A 17,264-nucleotide genomic window follows, 5' to 3' on the forward strand; every position below is an offset into this window, starting at 1 on the left:
ACGCGCGAAACCGCAAGCGAGCTACGATATCAATCCAGTAGCGAAGCTCGCTTGCGGTTTCGCGTGTCACCCGTAGGCGCTCGGGCGCTTTATCGCGAGGCCACCTTCTTCGTTTGGGCGATCGTGAAGTGGCCGTAGAGCGTTTCGCTGCCGCGGAGAATGTAGAACTTCACCGGGTCGAGGTCGGCGAAATCGGGCCGGTTGAGGATGTAGCTGACGTTGTCGAGATTGACCGTTTCCCAAATGTGCATGCCGACCAGCACATCGCTCTGCCGCAGGCCTTGGCGCGAGGCGGGGCTGCCGGGCCGGATTTCGTTGACCATCAGCCCGCCGCGATAACGGCTCTGATATTGTTTGAAGTCGGCCGCGCTGATCGGCGAAAGCCGCAGGCCCAACACGGTCCAAGCCAGATCGTCGTCGGCCGCGGGGCGCGCCGGCATGGCGGCCAGCACGAGGGTCACTTTCACCGCCTGATCGTTGCGCTGAATCACCAGCGGCACTTCATCGCCCGGCTTGTGGCCCAGGAGGGCCCGCTCGAAGTCGAGCGAGCGGGCGATTTCCTGCTTGCCGACTTCAGTGATCACGTCGCCGCTTTTCAGGCCGACGTGTGCGCCCGGGCTCTCCTTGTCGACCGATTCGACGACCAACTCGGAATGCGAGCCTGGTTTGTCTTCGGTGATGATACCGTGCCAATTGTTTTCCAATCGTTCGACGGACAGGAGTTTGCCCGCGATTCGCATGGCCTTGTCGATCGGGATCGCGAAGCCGATGCCCTGTGCCCCGGCCCGCACGGCGACATTGACGCCGATCATCTGCCCATCGATATTCACCAGCGGCCCGCCCGAATTGCCCGGATTGATGCTCGCGTCGGTTTGAATCAGATCGTCGTAGCCTTGCGTATCGCTGACCTGGACCGAGCGATGCAGCGCGCTGACGATGCCGCTGGAAACCGTGTTCTCATAGCCATAGGCGTTTCCGACGGCGACCACCGATTCGCCGACCATCAGATCGCTCGAAGTGCCGATGGGAATCACGGGCAGTTTCTGGGGGCAATCGATTTTGATGATCGCCAGGTCGAACGTGGGATCGGTTGAAATCTGCTGGGCAACGAAATCGCCGCCGCCACGCAGAGTGACTTCGATTTTCTGGACGCCATCGACGACGTGGAAGTTCGTGAGGATATAACCCCGTTCGTCGATCACCACGCCGGTGCCCATGCCGTTGACGCGTCGCGGGCCTTCGCCGTGGATCGTCGGATCTTCGCCGGGGTTCAGGATTTTTTGCCCATGAATATTAACCACCGAATCGCGCACTGCTTCCACCGCGCGAACGACCGGCGTGCGACGGTCGTCGGACGCACGAAGCGGAGCAGGGTTGGCGATGGTGATAGCAGCCAAGGCCAATGCTGCCATGGCGAGGCGAGCCATCCGGGCGGCGGTACATGCCGGCTTGCGTTGCAGAGCAGATCGCATAGGGGCCTGGATCAGGGATTCGGAATCGGCGGGGGGCAAGAGGCCCGTTGGTTGCGTGCGGCATTAGAAGCCCGAAGTTCTAAATCGGTCCCGCCGCTAACCCGCTTCAGAACCGGTGGTGCAGGCGGAACAATCTGCCTAATTTCACGGCCAACCGAGTATGGAAGCGCAGGCTCTAACAATCGCGGCCGGAATGCGGGTTATCGCGGCATTTCCGTTCAGGAAAAATAGGCAAGCCGCAATGCCTGCCGACCGCCGCCGCGCGCACAAGGGATAAGATCGAGGATTATTCCAGACGCCGGCCGGCAACCGCAAAGCGGCGAAGCTGCGAGCAACGTAACCTGCACACTCCGTGTGCCGTCTGCTCCGCTCTGTGCGCTTTGCCCTCGCGTTGCGCCGACGGCACACGGACTGTGGCTGCTCCCATGTCGGGCGCCGCTGCGATTCAACCGAAGAGCCGGTTTCGCAGCCGTTTGATCGCGGCTTCTTGCCCATGCAGCGCGGGTAATTCCGCAGCCGCGTCGAATTGGTCGGGCTCGAGAAATAAGCTGGCCGGTTGCGCGAGTTGCCGGAGGCGACCGATTTGCGCCACTAGCCGCCGATCGGCTCGGTTCAACTGATGAGCGCGGCAAAGGCTGCGGAAAAGCTGTCTGGGGTCGTTGGACAGCCGCCGCCCTTCTTGCCGGTTCATGAGCCGGACCAGGAGCCAAAGCGACACGACCACTACGGCCAACACGCTCAAGCAGGCAACAACCAACGCGGGCGAGTGCGTCGGTCGGTCGCTCTGGAAATTACGCCCCATCTCGCGCCATTTGTCCATCTGCGCCAAGAGCGGCAAGAAAATGACGAATGACGAATGGCGAATGTCGAACGAATGACGAAGCACGAATGACGACCCCGGCGCACGCTCCGAGCATGGCAGCTTCGTCAATTGAAACCCGGTATCTCGTAGATATTCGTCGTTCGACATTCGTCATTACCCCCCTCGTCGCCCGACCGAAAGCTGCTGCAGATGCATCAAGCTTTCTTCCGCGGCCTCTTGCACGACGACGCTCCGATCGCGGCAGGCTTCGCCGAGCGCGTGCCACGCCGCCGGCGTATTGCAACGGCCGAGGGCTCGGGCCGCTTCGGCGCGAACGACGTGATCCTCGTCGCCAAGCCGCTCGAGCAGTTGCGGTTCGACATCCACCGCGGCTCCCATCGACACGGCAACCGTGATCGCCCGCAGCCGCCGTGTTCGCGATTTTGCGGCCAATTCTTCGAGCAATTGCGGGATGGCAGCGGGATCGATCATGCGGACCATCAGGCCGGTGCTGCGGCGCACTTCGTTGTCGAGCATGTCGTAAGCCGCGAGAAATCGTTTGAAATTGAATTCGGCCAAGCTTTCGCGCACCGCAATGCGCACGATTTCGTGCGGGCTTTCGATCATCTCGACTAGCCGAGTGAGCGCGCCGGGAATTCCGCGGCTGCGCAGTTGCCGCAGGGCATTGGCCTGCACTTGCGGCGAGCGATCGGCGAGCGCCCGCAGGCAAAGCGAATTGGCGTCGGCGCCGCTGAATTGCTCGAGGGCGGCCGAGGCGGCGCGTCGCCCCCCCTCGTTGCCGCGCTGGAGCAAGAACTCGATCATTTTGTACACCGCGCGTCGATTCATTCCCGATCGCATCGCAAGCTGCACGGCGGCATATTGCCCGGCTTCATCGAGCGGTTCGAGCAGAGCCGGTTCGCTTTGCAACCAGGCGAAATTCTCGATCCGCTTAAGATTTGCGACGATCGCCGGCGACGGCTCGGCCCCGATTTTGCGCACCAGCGCCTCGACGAATCGGGCATCGCTGCGGTGCGCGAGGATCGTGACGGCCGACGACGGCATGCGCGAATCGTCCAAGAAACTCAAGATAAGGCGGATCACGCCGCCGCGCTGGCCGTGGGTGAGCACGTCGACCAAGGGGCGATACACCGGATCGAGCGGGTCGAGCAGGATCTGCTTTAGCGTTACGTTATCGCGGTGCACCAGCAGCAAGAACGCTTCGATTACGGCTCCCACCTGATGCCTGGGATAGCGGCGCACTGATTGCTCGAGATTGCCCAGCACATGCCGGCGCACCAACTGCGGATCGCGGCGATTCCGATAATCGCGTCGCATCGCGAGTTCGTCGTAGAGCAATTCGGCCAGTTTTAGCAGCGTCGTGGCAACCAGTTCGCGGTTCGGGTTCGACTCGTCTTCCGCGGCCGTGATTAGCGCCGGCAATAGATCATATTCGCGGAACCAGAGCACGCCACGGCAGCCGTTGGCGCAGAGTTGCGGCTGCTTTGCCAGCACGGCATCGCGCAGGGCTTGCGTCAGTCGGCCTTGGCGCTGGTCGATGATGGCTTCCCAACGTTCGTTGATCAGATGCAGCCGGCGGACGATTTCGTGGCTTCCCGCCTCGCTATGGCGATCGAGAAGTACGCGCAGCGCCCCTTCTTGAATGTCGACGTGCGTGCTATCCAAGGCCGGAATGAGCAGGCTCGCGGCCGCCTCATTCTTGGTTTGGGTGAGCAATCGCAGCGTTGTTTCCAGGCCTTCGCTCAAGGATTCGCTCGCGGCAGACGGCAGGAATTGTTGTCGTCACCGGAATTATCATCGGCCGAACGAGGCCGCGGACATCGGGCGGATGCCGCGGGGCGGGGGTTCGGCGCCGCCGGCATTTGGCCGCGACGGATAAACCGGGCAAGGTGGGCACAGCGGCCGGTCCGCCGGCGAGAGTCGGACCGGCGCTGCATTTGCCCGCTTAAATGTGGCTTGATTACCGGCAAAGGCAAGGCCGCCGGTTTGCGTTCGGGTCCGAGGGTTCTTGATTTTCCGATTGTAGGGAGTGAAACTGGGGGTAAGCGCCATTCCGGTCGCCCCAAACCCCGGGGAAGTTCGCCATCCACCCACCACTTGTATATGCCCAAGGCGGGTCTTCCCCCGGGCGTGGCCCGCCAACCCCCGATCCCATCACTGCCCATCTTCCCCCTGATCCATCCCCGAACACCGCCCCCATGTCCGTCCCCCTCGAAGCCTCCGAGATCCTGAACCGCGAGTTTCCCGAAATCCGCGCATGGCTACTGCAAATCGGCGCCGCGCTCGATCGGATGGAGCGCGGCAGCGGCAGCGTGGCCGATGACGAGCGGCGGCAATCGATCAATGAAGCCTTACGTCTGCTTCTTGTCCCCGGCCCAAACCGCGCCGAGCAATTGCAGCTCTTGTTTTCCCTGCGCTACGACCCCAACTGGAAGCAAGATTTCGATTTGCCCTCGCGCGAACCGAGCGCCTCTCGCCCCTAACTCCTAACCCTATCCCCTCGCCCTCGCTTCTAGATGCAATACATCGATCCGCATATTCACATGGTCTCGCGAGTGACCGACGACTACGAAACGCTCGCCCGGATGGGCTGCGTCGGGATGAGCGAGCCGGCTTTTTGGGCCGGATTCGATCGCTCGAGCGCCGATAGCTTTCGCGATTATTTCCGCCAACTCACCGATTTCGAGCCGCGGCGAGCCCAGAGCTTCGGCATCCAGCACTACACTTGGATTTGCATCAACGCCAAAGAGGCCGAAAACGTGCGGCTGGCCCGCGATGTCATCGGCCTGATTCCGGAATTCCTGCAATTGCCGGGCGTGTTGGGCGTTGGCGAAATCGGCCTGAACAAGAACACGCGCAACGAGGCGATCGTGTTCTTCGAGCAGGTCGAGCTGGCCGAGCGGCTCGCCGAGCAGATTCTGATCCACACGCCCCATTTGCACGACAAATACAAGGGCACGCGGATGATCCTCGACATGTTGGCCGATTTTCCGCGGCTCGATCGCCGCCGCGTGTTGGTCGATCATGTCGAGGAGCATACGATCTGCGGCGTCTTGGAATCGGGCTATTGGGCCGGCATGACGCTCTATCCGGTGAGCAAGTGCACGCCGCAGCGGGCCGTCGACATGGTCGAGCGCTACGGCCCCGAGCGGCTGCTGGTCAACTCGGCCGGCGATTGGGGACCGTCGAAACCGACGGCCGTGCCCGATTTCATCGTTGCAATGCGCCGTCGCGGCCATCCCGAGTCGCTGATCAAGCGGATCGTGTACGACAATCCGATTGAGTTTTTCTCGCAGAGCCGCAACTTCCACCTGCCGGCGGAAACCGTTGCCGCAACGTCGGCGCCGGCCCAACCGCGAGGTACAAATGGCGCCGCGACGCCGCAAGCTCCCGCCAAATCCACCGCGCGCTAACCATCCAAAAGCCCAGGGAAGGCCCCCACCCCGCGAGCCACTCCAACCGTCTTTCCCGGCCTTCCCTGGGTGCCCCGCGACCCACCTCCGCAGCCCAAAAAAACTTTCCCCTCTCGCCCAGGCAAAAAACTCTCATGAAGCTCCGTCGCCCGTTTTCGAAACCGCTCGCCATTGCATTTGTCGCCGCGATCCTTGCGTCCATCGCGGGCATTACTACCCTCGCGTCTCCGGCCCGCGCTGCCACCGCCGGCGCCGATTCCGCGCCCGCCGCCGCTGCCGATGAAACCGGCTTCAAACCGATTTTCAATGGCAAGGACTTAAAGGGCTGGGACGGCGATCCACAGCATTGGTCGGTAAAAGACGGCTCGATCTTCGGCGAGACCAGCACGCCGATCAAAGAAAACACGTTTCTGATCTGGCGACAAGGCACCGTCGACGACTTCGAACTGCGCTGCTCCTACCGCATTAGCAGCGATTGGGGCAACTCGGGCATTCAGTTCCGCAGCCGCGATATGGGCCATTGGGGCGTCAATGGTTATCAGGCCGATATCGAAACCGGCGACAAATACACCGGCGGCCTGTACGACGAAAACGTTCGCTCGCTCGCCCTCCGCGGCCAGACGACCACCGTCGAACCGGACGGCCACATCACACAAGGCCCGCCCGTCGGCGATCCCGCCGCGCTCGAAAAACTGGTTCACGTCAAGGATTGGAACGACTACGACGTGCTCGTGCGCGGCTACCACATGGTGCTCTCGATCAACGGCCATGTGATGTGCGATGTGACCGACAACGACAGAGCCAAGCACGCCCGCACCGGTATTCTCGCCTTGCAATTGCACGTCGGCGTGCCGATGCACATCGAATTCAAGAATATCCGCCTCCGCCGCCTGAAGCTCGGCGATCGCAAAAAGGTGGTGATGGTGGCGGGCAAGCCGAGTCACGGCCACGGCGAGCACGAGTTCAACGCGGGCACGGAGCTTTTGAAAAAATGTCTCGACGCCAATGCCCCGCAGGTGCTGACGGTCGTGTATCACAACGGCTGGCCGGCCGATCCGACCGCCTTCGACAACGCCGACGCCATCATGCTCTACATGGATGGCGGCCCGAAGCATCCGGTCATCGCGCGCACGCGGCTGGCACAGATCGACCATCTGACGAAGCAAGGCGTCGGCCTGTTGTGTGCCCATTTCGCCGTCGAGGTGCCCAAAGACAACGGGGGCGAAGAGTTTTTGCGCTGGATCGGCGGCTATTTCGAAACGAATTGGTCGATCAATCCAACCTGGAACATGACGAAGCCCAGCCTGGCCCAAAATCACCCGATCACGCGCGGCGTAAAGCCGTTCGACATCAAGGATGAATGGTACTACCACATGCGATTTCCCGAAGATATGAAAGGCGTGACGCCGATCCTGAGCGCTGTTCCGCCCGACAGCACCCGCAACGGACCCGACGGACCGTATAGCGGCAACCCGGCCGTTCGCGCGGGCAAGGGAAATATCGAAGTGCTCAGTTGGGCGGTCGAGCGGCCCGACGGCGGCCGCGGCTACGGTTTCACCGGCGGCCATTACCATCGCAATTGGGCCAACGACGACTATCGCAAGCTGATGCTCAACGCCATCCTCTGGGTGGCAAAAGCCGAAGTACCGCCCGACGGCGTGAATTCATCCGTCACGTCCGAAGACCTGAAAGCGAATCTCGACAAGAAATAGCCGGCCGCAACCCAAGCCTGAAAGTCTCGTTCGGATCGGAACGGCGGTCGCAAACTGGCAAGCGGCCCCGTGTGCCACTTGCAAGCGCCCAGCTGCCGTGTGCCACTGGCAAGCGCAGTCTGCCAGTGAGGGCGCCGCGCCGGTATCGAATCGCCAACAATCACGACCGGTCGAAACCACGATCTGGCCCGGCCTATTTCGACGGTTGGTTTCTTTGAAAACTTCTCCCCGACTTGCGGCGAAGTTGTGCACTGGTTGTATAGTGGCTGATCTGTTCGCTCGTTTCGGTTTGCGGCTACGCCGCGTTATGCTCGGTCGAAAAATAATTTCCGCTTTTTGAACCTCGCGCCCTGTCTCTCCCGCAAGGGGAGAAGGGCCTGTGGAGAAGGTATTTTTCGGCCGGGCCTTCGAGTGTTTCGCACGTGGCTTTACCCAAGTCCAATAACAACGGCTCTCCAGTTGATGGCATTATTTTCGATCTCGACGGAACGCTCGTCGCATCCGCCCTCGACTTTGAATTGATGCGGGCGGAGATGCGGCTGCCGAGCGGAGTGCCGCTGCTGGAAACGATCGCCGAATTGCCGCCGGAGGATCGACTGCGATGCCATGAGATTCTGCATCGACACGAACTGGCCGGCGCGGCCCGCGCGGAGCTGATGCCCGGCGTGGGAATGTTTCTCGACTCGCTCGCCGAGCGCGGTCTGCGGCGGGCGGTGGTCACGCGTAACAGTCGCATCCTGACAATCCCGCTGTTGGCCCGACTGGGGCTCGATTTCGATCCCGTGCTCACTCGCGACGACGGGCCAGTAAAGCCCGATCCGGCTTCGATCCAGCACATCTGCCGGATATGGCAAACCGGGGCCGCTCGCGTGGTGATGCTGGGGGATTATCGGTTCGATCTCGAATTGGGCCGCCGAGCGGGCGCAAAGAGCGTGCTATATTTAGGGGGGCGATCTCGCGATCGCTTGCCCGATTGGGCTTCCGAGGCTGATTTCGTGCTAGCTTCGTTCTTGGAGCCGGCCGCTTTTTTCGACTGGCTCGATCGCCAAACGGCCTAGGGACCGGCGGCCAGTCTTGCTACACTCTCCGACCTATTTTGCGCGCGGCAACCGGCACGAGCCCGCAGCGCTAGCAAGGATGTTTCGCAACCCTCCAACTCCCTTGCTAGCGCTGCTCCGGAAGCGGGCATTCTCGTGGGCACGAACATTTCTTTTCTCGCAAACATCTGCAGGATCGGACCGTGAAGACGATTGCACGTATCTGCATGGCGACGGCGTGCGCGGCGATCGTCGCACTCCACTCGCCGCCTGCAATCGGGCAGTCGGGGCCTGTGGCCGCTCCGAGCGAGCAGCCGATCGAAAAAGAGCCAACCGTTTGGTCCTGGTTCCTTTCGAAATATCCGATGATTCTCGGCACGGTCGATTTCGATTGGCAAACGACCACTAAATCCCCTCCGAAGGAGCTTCCACCGCCGTTCATTCTATCGCGCCGCGAGGAAGCCGATTTAGCTAAAGTGCTCAGCGATTGGGAGCGGCGGAGCAGCCAAGCTACGGCTTTCAGGTGTTGCTTCAAGCATTGGGTTTACGATCCTACGCTTCTTCCGCCAAAGCTGGGGCCGAAGGGTGAATTGGTCGAACAGACGATCAAGTACGGCACCGGCCAAATCAAATACGCCGCGCCCGCCAGCGCCATGATCGAAGAGAAACACGTTTGGGAAATGGCGAACCCAGGAACTCTTGCCCAGAAATTGGTCAAACAGAAATATGGCGAGCATTGGCTGTGGGACGGCAAGATCCTTGAGATGATCGATGACGAGCGCCGTCAAACTCACGACATGCCGATCGCCCCGGAAGCAAGAGCCAAGTTCTTTGCAAGTAGCTGGCTTGGAATCGCCCTGGGGCTCTTTGTCAAATCGCTAAAAACGCAATATTTTGTCCGCACCGCCACACCATCGAACGACGCAGATGAAATATGGCTGGACATCCGGCCTCGCTTTAAGCAGGACCTGGCCAGCTTTATTGAGTTTGATGTGATCCTGCGAGCTGAAGACATGCGCCCAAACGCGATGCAAATCGTCCATGCAGTGGTCAAGGCTCCGATTGAGACCGACCACGGGCAAAAGATGGTTGATTGCCGAGAGAGGGAAGTTTACCAGTTCGACGAGATGTGGCGGACATTCAAGTAGCGCCGAAACAGGCCACACACGCGGCATAGCATCGGATGCGCTGCGGACGGCGAATCCTGCGAGAGATTCCCAAGCACACTTTGAATAGGACGGGTACGAGTTGTGAAGACGATTGCACGTATCGGCGTGACGACAGCGTGCGTGGCGATTATTGCGATTGGCATCTTGCCCGCCGCGGCGCAGGTCGGCGCCGCCAATCCGCAGGCGCAGTATCAACCCTATCAGCCGCAAAATCAGGCGGCGCAAAATCCGCAGCAGTATCAGTCGGCGTATCAGAATCCGGCTGGTGCTCCTGCAGTGCAGCCGAACCAATCTCAGCAATACCCGCCGCAACAGTATCAAGCTCAGCCGCAAGCTCCGCCACAGCAAAGCAGCATTCCCCAGCAAGGCCCTGGCGGGCAATCTCCTTCGCAGCCGCCTCCGCCGCCGTTCGTGCTCTCGCCGCAGGAGCAGGCCGATTTGGACAAGGTGCTAGACGATTGGGAGCGGCAGAGCAACCAAGTGACGACGTTCAAGTGCGACTTCAAGCATTGGGTCTACGATCCGACGTTTCTTCCGCCCAAGCTCGGGCCGAACGGCGAATTGATCGAGCAGCCGATCAAATACAGCACCGGCGAAATCAAATACGCCTCGCCCGATAAAGGGCTGATCGAGGAGGAAGACGTTTGGGAGGTGACGAATCCCGGCACGCCCGCGCAAAAATCGGTTGAACGAAAATATGGCGAGCATTGGGCCTGCGACGGCAAGACGCTTTCGGCCGTCGATCACGAAAAAAAAGAGGTGCATGTGACCGAGTTGCCCCCGGAAATGCAAGGCAACCTGATCAGCGAGGGGCCATTGCCGTTTGCGTTCGGCACGAAAGCCGGGCCGCTAAAGGCGCGATACTTCCTACGCGTCATCACGCCTCCGAACGTTTCAGGCGAGGTCTGGCTGGAAATTCGCCCTCGGTTTCAAAGAGACCTGACAAATTTTGTCGAAGTCCAAGTGATTTTGCGAACGAAGGACATGCGCCCTACGGCGATTCAAATCACGCACGCGGAAATCAAGGTGCCCGTGCAATCCGATCAGGGACAAAAGATCGTCCTCGGCCGGCAGCGTGAGGTATACCAATTCGACGAAAAATGGCTGTGGGTGCCGAACCTGTTGTTCAGTGATTTCGCGCCTCGCCCGATCGGCTACAAAGTAATCAAGGCCGCTGCGGCCGTGCCCCCGCCTACGCCCCCAACAAACAATTCGCAAGCCCGCCGGCAATGGCCTGCTTCTGCCGGGGCGAGGCCGTATTAATGTCGGGCTGCGCGCCCGAAGCGCTAGCCAGGATGACCGATCACATCTATATCCTGATCGCCGCCGACGATTTGCGAATCGCCGAGCGGTCGGGCGTCTACCGTGCCACCAGTCTGGCCGCCGAGGGGTTCATCCACGCCTCGCCGCGGAACCAGTTGGCCCGCGTCGCGAACAAATATTATCGATCCGCCGGCGATCTGCGATTGCTGCACATCGATCCAGAGCGTGTCGCGGCGGAAATTCGCTGGGAGCCGGCCGCGGGCAGCCTCTATCCGCACATCTACGGCCCGCTGAATATGGATGCCGTCGTGGGCACGACGGCGGTTTTGCGCGCGGAGAGCGGGCAGTGGGATCCGGAGCTTGGGATTGAGTAGTCCGGCTGCAGCGCGTTGAAGAGAAATAAGCGCCGCGGCGCGAAACCCAGGGAAGGCCGGTGGGCCGGGTCGGATCAGAAGATCCTGTTCGGCCTTCCCTGGGCTTTGTGTGGCGCGCGACGAATTGTGGACGCGAGAAAACTCAGACCATTTCCTTGAGGTTCTTCAGCGGACGGACCTTGATCTTCGTGCTCGCCGGCTTAGCGGCAACGTCCATCAATTCGCCCGGCTTGAACGGATTGGCCACGCCCTTGCGAGCCGGCTTCGCCGGAACCTTCTTCCGCTCGATCTTGACCAAGCCGGGAATCGTGAACATGCCCGCGCCGCGGGAGCTCATGGCCTTCTTGATCTCGGAGTTCAAGGCTTCGAGCACCGCGACGACGACCTTCTTGTTTTCCTTGGTCGCGTCGGCGATGGCGGTCAGCACTTCGGTCTTGGTGGGAGCCTTCTTCGATGCCATAGGAGCAGCAGCTTTTGCCATACATGGCCCTCCTTGTGAGGTTTCTAGTAGACGCGAAATCGTGGGAAATCGATGACGAACGTCCGGATGATTAAAGACGACGACGGCGAAAATGCAACCCTCAAAAACCAAAAATCGCAAGAAAACCCGGAAAAACTGGTTCAAATCAGGGTAGCGCCTTGGCCGTTGCAGCGAACAACGGGTGCTCCACTGCTCAAAAAAGGCCCATCGGCGGCCGAGCCCCACCGCATTCGTGGCCGCCGCTCGCGGGACGCGGCTATGGCGGTTCGGCAAAAACTTGCCATATCCGGCCGCGGATTGTAACATTGCAAGCAGCAATAATTTATGGCTGCAACAACCGTCGACATGGAACGTCGTCCCTCTCTGTCGCGGCATTGGCGGCAATGCGGATTTTCGCATTGCGGCTGTCGCGTGCGGTGTTCGCTCGACGCAAGATGGAACTGTCGGTTGTGGCTTGGCAGGCCTCGCATATCGTGCCAGGTCGGCAAAACTTCGCTCTATTTTGCCCTCGTATGTTGCCTCTGTGGATTTGTTGAACTTTTTGCGCCGGCCAAACAACTAAGAGGAGCGGGCAATCGGCTCTCTCCGACTGGGAGCCGAACCCGGCCGAAGGATTGATCGCATGACGCAATTCCGTTCACAACCGTCCCGTTCGGGCCGACTCGTTTTTCGGTTGCCTTTTCTGTGGCTTGCCGTGGCGCTCGTGGTTCCGGCCGCGTCGGCTCAAGCGCAATGGGTGCCGCAGGCGCAAGTTCAGTTCGGTCGGCAACACAGCGGCCAGCCGGGTGATGAAACGGTCGATGGCCCCTTCCAGCCGCCGAACCACGAAACGAGCCGACATCTCGAGCAAGCCAAGAAACTCCTGGACGACGGCCACTACAGCGATGGTCTGCAGTTGCTTGACGACATCATGCAGAAAAACGAGGATTATTTCCTCCCGCCCGGTCCGGGCCAATCGTCGCATCGGGGCTTGAAACAGGAGGTGCAGCGGCTGATCAGCGAGCAGCCTCTGGAAGGACTCAAGGCCTACGAGACATTGTTCGGCGCCAAGGCCCAGCGGATGCTCTCCGATGCGCTCTCCACGAACGACATCGACGGCATCGGCCAGGTCGCCCGGCGATATTTCAACACCAAGGCGGGCAATGATGCGACGCTGCTGGTCGGCCTGTGGGACCTCGACCACAACCAGCCGCTGGCGGCGGCTCTTTGTCTCGAACGGCTGCACGATGTTGCGACCGGCGCTTCCTATGAACCGTCGCTCTCCGTGTTGTTGGCGTACGGATGGCTGCAAGGGGGCCAGCAACAGCGCGCCATGGAGGTGTTGAAGGATTTGAAGCGAAAATTCCCCGGCGCGACGATCCGCATCGGCGATCGCTCGGTCCGGCTATTTTCCGACGACACTCAGGCCATCGCCTGGCTCACCGAAACGATGGGCAAAGATCGCCCATCGCAAGGCATGCAACTGGTGGATTGGACCATTTTCCGCGGCGACCCGTCGCGCAACGCGTCGAGCGCCGGCGGCACTCCGCTCTTGGATCTCCACTGGCGTGTTTTGACCACCGACAATCAACCGTCCGTCGTCAGCGCTCGCAAGGCGAACCTCGACAACAACATTCCGATCATGCCCGTCATGCAGCCGCTGGCGGTTGCCGACGTAGTGCTCATGCGCACGGCGCGCGGGCTGTTGGCCATCGATTTCAACACCGGCAAGCTCGTGTGGGAAGTGCGGTCGGCAACCGACGCGCAAGCCGACGCCGCCAATGGCCAGCGCAACGGCGTGCCCCAGCAAGGCGATCCATCGCTCGCCGAACGGCTCTGGGAAAATGCCACGCTGGGCACCTTAGCCAGCGACGGCAAATATGTCTTCATGGTCGAGGATCCCAAGCCCGACAACATGGTGACGGAGCAGCAGCGCGTGATGGTGCGGCAATTCGGCATGTGGCGCCAGCCGGCTGAAAACGTCACGAATCAACTGGCCGCATACGAATTGAAGACGCAGGGCAAGATCAAGTGGCGCGTCGGCGGGGGCGATCGCCGCGATTTTGAAATCGAACCGAAGCTGGCAGGCGCCTATTTCCTCGGCCCTCCGTTGCCGCTGGATGGGCAACTGTACGTGCTCGCCGAGCTTCAGCGCCAGATTACGTTGGTCGTGCTCGATGCCAAGACCGGAAAGCTGGAATGGCAGCAGCAGTTGGTCAGCACTGAAGATTCCAACACGAACGGCTTCCAAGACAGCTACCGCCGGCTCACCGGCGCCACGCCCTCGTTCGCCGATGGCGTGCTGGTTTGCCCGACTTCGGCCGGAGCCGTGGTGGCGGTCGATTTGGCCACGCACAAGCTCCTCTGGGGATATGAATATCCGCCGGGGCCGATGGACCAGAATCAGCAGATCATGGCGATGCGGTTCAACATGATGAACGGCGGCGGTCTTTCGGTGCCAAGCTATGCAGGCAATCGCTGGGCCGATTCGACCGCCACGATTGCTGATGGCCACGTGTTGATCACGCCGGTCGAGGGAGAGCAACCGCTGTTTTGCTTGAGCCTGATCGATGGCAAGCTGTCGTGGCGAATGGACCGCGGCGAAAACGTGTATGTCGCGGGCGTTCAGGATGGAAAAGTGATTCTCGTCGGCAAACGGAAGGTGCAAGCCGTGAGCCTGGTCGACACGATTCCAGGGACGACGAAGGATGCATCTCCCACGCCGAAGCCGATTTGGTCGGTGGATCTGGATCCGGCGAGAGTCGCGGGCGCCGACGGCAGCACGATGGCGGCAGTTGGCGCCATGCCATCCGGCCGCGGCTTCTTGAGCGGCGGAAAATATTTCCTTCCCCTCTCGACCGCCGAAGTGGTTTGCATTGATATCGCTCAAGGAAAGCTCGTCGATCGCACACGCTCGCGAAAAGGCGACATTCCGGGCAATTTGATTTGTTACAAGAATCACGTTATTTCCCTGGGCGTCGAAGCGCTCTGCGATTTTTATCAGCTCGAGCCACTTCGCGCGCAAATCGCCGCGGCACTGCAGAAAAATCCCGACGATGTCGTTCATTTGGCGCTTCGTGGCGATATCGAGCTCAACGCCGGACAAGTGACCAATGCGATCCGCGACATTCGCCGCGCCTACGACACCGACCGAGAGGATAAGGACCGGGCTTACAGCCGGCCGCTGTTGGTCGACGCCATGCTGGCCGCGCTCCGAAAAGATTTTAACGGCTCGCGGATGAGTATTGATGAACTGGAAAAATTGATTTCGCTCGACAGCGAACAAGCCGAATTTCTGCGAATGCTGGCCGAGGGATTGCAAAAGTCGAAAGGATCGGACGACCGGCTGGCGGCCGTCGATGCCTATCTGAAATTGGCCGACCTGAAATGGGGCCAGAGCGAACCCGAATCGATCGAGCCGAATCTGTCGGTGCGGCGCGATCGTTGGGTCGAAGCCCGGATGGAATCGCTCTACTCGACCGCCCCAGCCGCCGATCGAGCCAAAATCGATGCGATTCTCGCCGCCCGCGTAAAGGCCATTGTCGCGGGCAAAAACGACGCCGATCTGCGGGCCTATGACCACTACTTCGGCTTTCATCCGACCGCCGACTTGGCCCGAGCCGAATTGGTCCGGCAGCTTACCGGCAATGAATCAATCCTCGAACGGCAACTGCTGTTTAGTAAGCTTGAAGCTTCAGAGGATCCGGCCATGCGGCGAGCGGCCACGGCCCAATTGGCCGAACTGCTCCGCATGTCGAACGCCGACGAAGCTGCAATCTACTACCGCCGGCTGAAAACCGAATTCGCCGATCAAGTATGCCTCGACGGAAAAACAGGCAAGCAAATCGTCGACGAGCTGCCTCCGGACTCGCCTGAAGCGCACGTCCTGGCCGAGTCGAGCCGTTGGCCGACCGGGGCGGTGAAGCACGACGGTGGTCGCAATGCCCAAGGAATGAATTTCCAGCGCCCGATGCCCCTCGCCTGGCGCGGAGATCGCGGGCCATTCTTCCAAAACACCACGATCCTGTTCGATCCGCAGCAGCAGATCGTCGGACGCGACGGGATGGGCCGGGAGAAATTCCGCATCCCGCTGAACGAAAACGGGCAGAACCGTTTCGGCTATCAGATCAACGGGGCGACGGCATTCGTCAGCGCCAAGGGACATTTGTTGTTCGTTGATTTGGGAAATCAAGTCGTGGCGCTCGACACGCTCCGGCCGATGAATTCGACCGGCCGGGTATTGTGGCAACAAGAACTGTTCGAATTGGCGATGAACGTGTTCAACGGGCAAGTGCAGATGCGACAAGTGCAACTTCCGTGGGGCCAGGTTCGGCAGACCCCGCAAGCCACCGAGCAAGCCACGCTGGGCGTGGTCGGCCCGATCACCGACCGCTGCGTCTGCGTCGCCCGATCACGAGATCTCCTGGCGCTCGACCCGCTCACCGGCGCGACGCTTTGGACATGGCACGGCTTGCTGCCAGGCGCTGAGATTTTCGGCGACGACGATGCGATCATCATCGCCCCGCAAGACGGCTCCGATGCCACGGTGCTGCGAACGACCGATGGCCAGCAGCTCGGTCATTGCAACGTCCCCCCGATCGATCACCGAGCCGGCTACCATGGCCGCCGAGTTTTGACGTGGCGAACGGTCGATGGAAGCAGCAACAAGATCGAAATCCGCCTGGCCGACTGCTGGAAGGGGCAGGATATCGTGCTGGGCGAATTCTCCGAAGGAATGAAGGGAACGGTCGTCGACGACGAGTCGCTCGCGATTCTGGAGCCCAGCGGCCACTTCCGTATTCTCGCGCTCGACGACGGCCGTAAATTGGTCGATGACCAAATTGACCTTGAAAAGCGAGCCGACGGCAGCGTCGATCTCGTCGAAATCATCGTGCAGGCCACACCCGACCAATATGTCTTGATCGCCAAGCGCCGCGAGGCAGATCCTTCGCAGATGGGCAATCCGCAATACATGCCCATGCCCGGCTTCGACGCCGGATTGCAGTTGGTCAGCGGCAGCGTGTTCGCATTCAACCGCTCCTCGGGCAAGCAAAGCTGGTCGGTGCCCGCGCTGGTGGACCATGAATATGTGGTGCTCGATCAAGGGCAGGAGTTGCCCGTGATTCTGTTCGTCCACATGCCTCCGCGCATGCCGCAGCGCGGCGGCGAAGCGAGCGGTTCGGTCCTCTGTTTGGATCGCCGGACGGGCCGGGCAGTGTTGAACGAAGACGTGATGTTGCAGCCCAACATCTACCACTTCAGCATGACGGGCGACCGGCAAGCGAACACCGTTTCGGTAAACGTTTCGACCCGCACGTTTACGCTCCAACTCACCGACGAGCCTGTTCCGCCGGAGCCTCCCTATCAGTCTCGATTGAGCAAACTCAAGGCCCCCTTGATGGGCACGACAACCGACGCAATCCTCAAGGCCTTGCAAAGCGCCGCGGGCGGCGCCGAATCGGACGACGACTCTGACGGGCGATAACGCGAGTCTACGAGCGCGAGCCAACATCACACGATTCCAATGCAACCCCGGCTGTT

Annotated in this window: 12 protein-coding genes; 8 read left to right on the forward strand and 4 right to left on the reverse strand. The window is 60.8% G+C overall.

The genetic code is table 11. The features are described 5' to 3' along the window. Positions 1-89: 89 nt before the first annotated feature. The 3 genes from VHX65_13505 to VHX65_13515 form a co-directional block, all read right to left on the reverse strand. Positions 90-1,472 (reverse strand): trypsin-like peptidase domain-containing protein, encoded by a 1,383-nt coding sequence (locus tag VHX65_13505; GenBank protein HEX3999563.1) that lies wholly within the window; start codon positions 1,470-1,472, stop codon positions 90-92. 445 nt (positions 1,473-1,917) lie between these two features. Further along, positions 1,918-2,442: a hypothetical protein gene (locus VHX65_13510; GenBank protein ID HEX3999564.1), complete on the reverse strand. Its 525-nt coding sequence runs from the start codon at positions 2,440-2,442 to the stop codon at positions 1,918-1,920. Between the two features lie 6 nt (positions 2,443-2,448). Beyond that, positions 2,449-4,041, reverse strand: a complete 1,593-nt coding sequence (locus VHX65_13515) for a HEAT repeat domain-containing protein (protein HEX3999565.1) — start codon at positions 4,039-4,041, stop codon at positions 2,449-2,451. 452 nt (positions 4,042-4,493) lie between these two features. Between VHX65_13515 and VHX65_13520 the strand changes: the two genes are divergently transcribed. From VHX65_13520 to VHX65_13550, 7 genes are all read left to right on the forward strand, one after another. Then, complete coding sequence (locus VHX65_13520; protein HEX3999566.1) at positions 4,494-4,778, forward strand: hypothetical protein; 285 nt, start codon at positions 4,494-4,496, stop codon at positions 4,776-4,778. A 33-nt stretch (positions 4,779-4,811) separates the two neighbouring features. Next, positions 4,812-5,708 (forward strand): metal-dependent hydrolase, encoded by an 897-nt coding sequence (locus VHX65_13525; GenBank protein ID HEX3999567.1) that lies wholly within the window; start codon positions 4,812-4,814, stop codon positions 5,706-5,708. A 134-nt stretch (positions 5,709-5,842) separates the two neighbouring features. After that, positions 5,843-7,420 (forward strand): family 16 glycoside hydrolase, encoded by a 1,578-nt coding sequence (locus VHX65_13530; GenBank protein HEX3999568.1) that lies wholly within the window; start codon positions 5,843-5,845, stop codon positions 7,418-7,420. A gap of 422 nt (positions 7,421-7,842) precedes the next feature. Continuing rightward, positions 7,843-8,478 carry an HAD family hydrolase gene (locus VHX65_13535; protein HEX3999569.1) on the forward strand — a complete coding sequence of 212 codons (636 nt, stop codon included), beginning with the start codon at positions 7,843-7,845 and terminating at the stop codon, positions 8,476-8,478. Between the two features lie 182 nt (positions 8,479-8,660). After that, positions 8,661-9,605 (forward strand): hypothetical protein, encoded by a 945-nt coding sequence (locus VHX65_13540; protein HEX3999570.1) that lies wholly within the window; start codon positions 8,661-8,663, stop codon positions 9,603-9,605. Positions 9,606-9,707: 102 nt separating this feature from the next. Then, positions 9,708-10,889 (forward strand): hypothetical protein, encoded by a 1,182-nt coding sequence (locus VHX65_13545; GenBank protein HEX3999571.1) that lies wholly within the window; start codon positions 9,708-9,710, stop codon positions 10,887-10,889. Positions 10,890-10,921: 32 nt separating this feature from the next. Continuing rightward, on the forward strand, positions 10,922-11,263 hold the full coding sequence (locus VHX65_13550) for a DUF952 domain-containing protein (protein ID HEX3999572.1): 342 nt from the start codon (positions 10,922-10,924) through the stop codon (positions 11,261-11,263). Between the two features lie 142 nt (positions 11,264-11,405). Here VHX65_13550 and VHX65_13555 read toward each other — a convergent pair whose 3' ends face one another. Further along, positions 11,406-11,723 carry an HU family DNA-binding protein gene (locus VHX65_13555; GenBank protein HEX3999573.1) on the reverse strand — a complete coding sequence of 106 codons (318 nt, stop codon included), beginning with the start codon at positions 11,721-11,723 and terminating at the stop codon, positions 11,406-11,408. Positions 11,724-12,417: 694 nt separating this feature from the next. Between VHX65_13555 and VHX65_13560 the strand changes: the two genes are divergently transcribed. Next, positions 12,418-17,208 (forward strand): PQQ-binding-like beta-propeller repeat protein, encoded by a 4,791-nt coding sequence (locus VHX65_13560; GenBank protein ID HEX3999574.1) that lies wholly within the window; start codon positions 12,418-12,420, stop codon positions 17,206-17,208. The last annotated feature ends 56 nt before the right edge of the window (positions 17,209-17,264 follow it).

The sequence above is a fragment of the Pirellulales bacterium genome, assembly GCA_036267355.1.
GTDB lineage: Bacteria > Planctomycetota > Planctomycetia > Pirellulales > DATAWG01 > DATAWG01.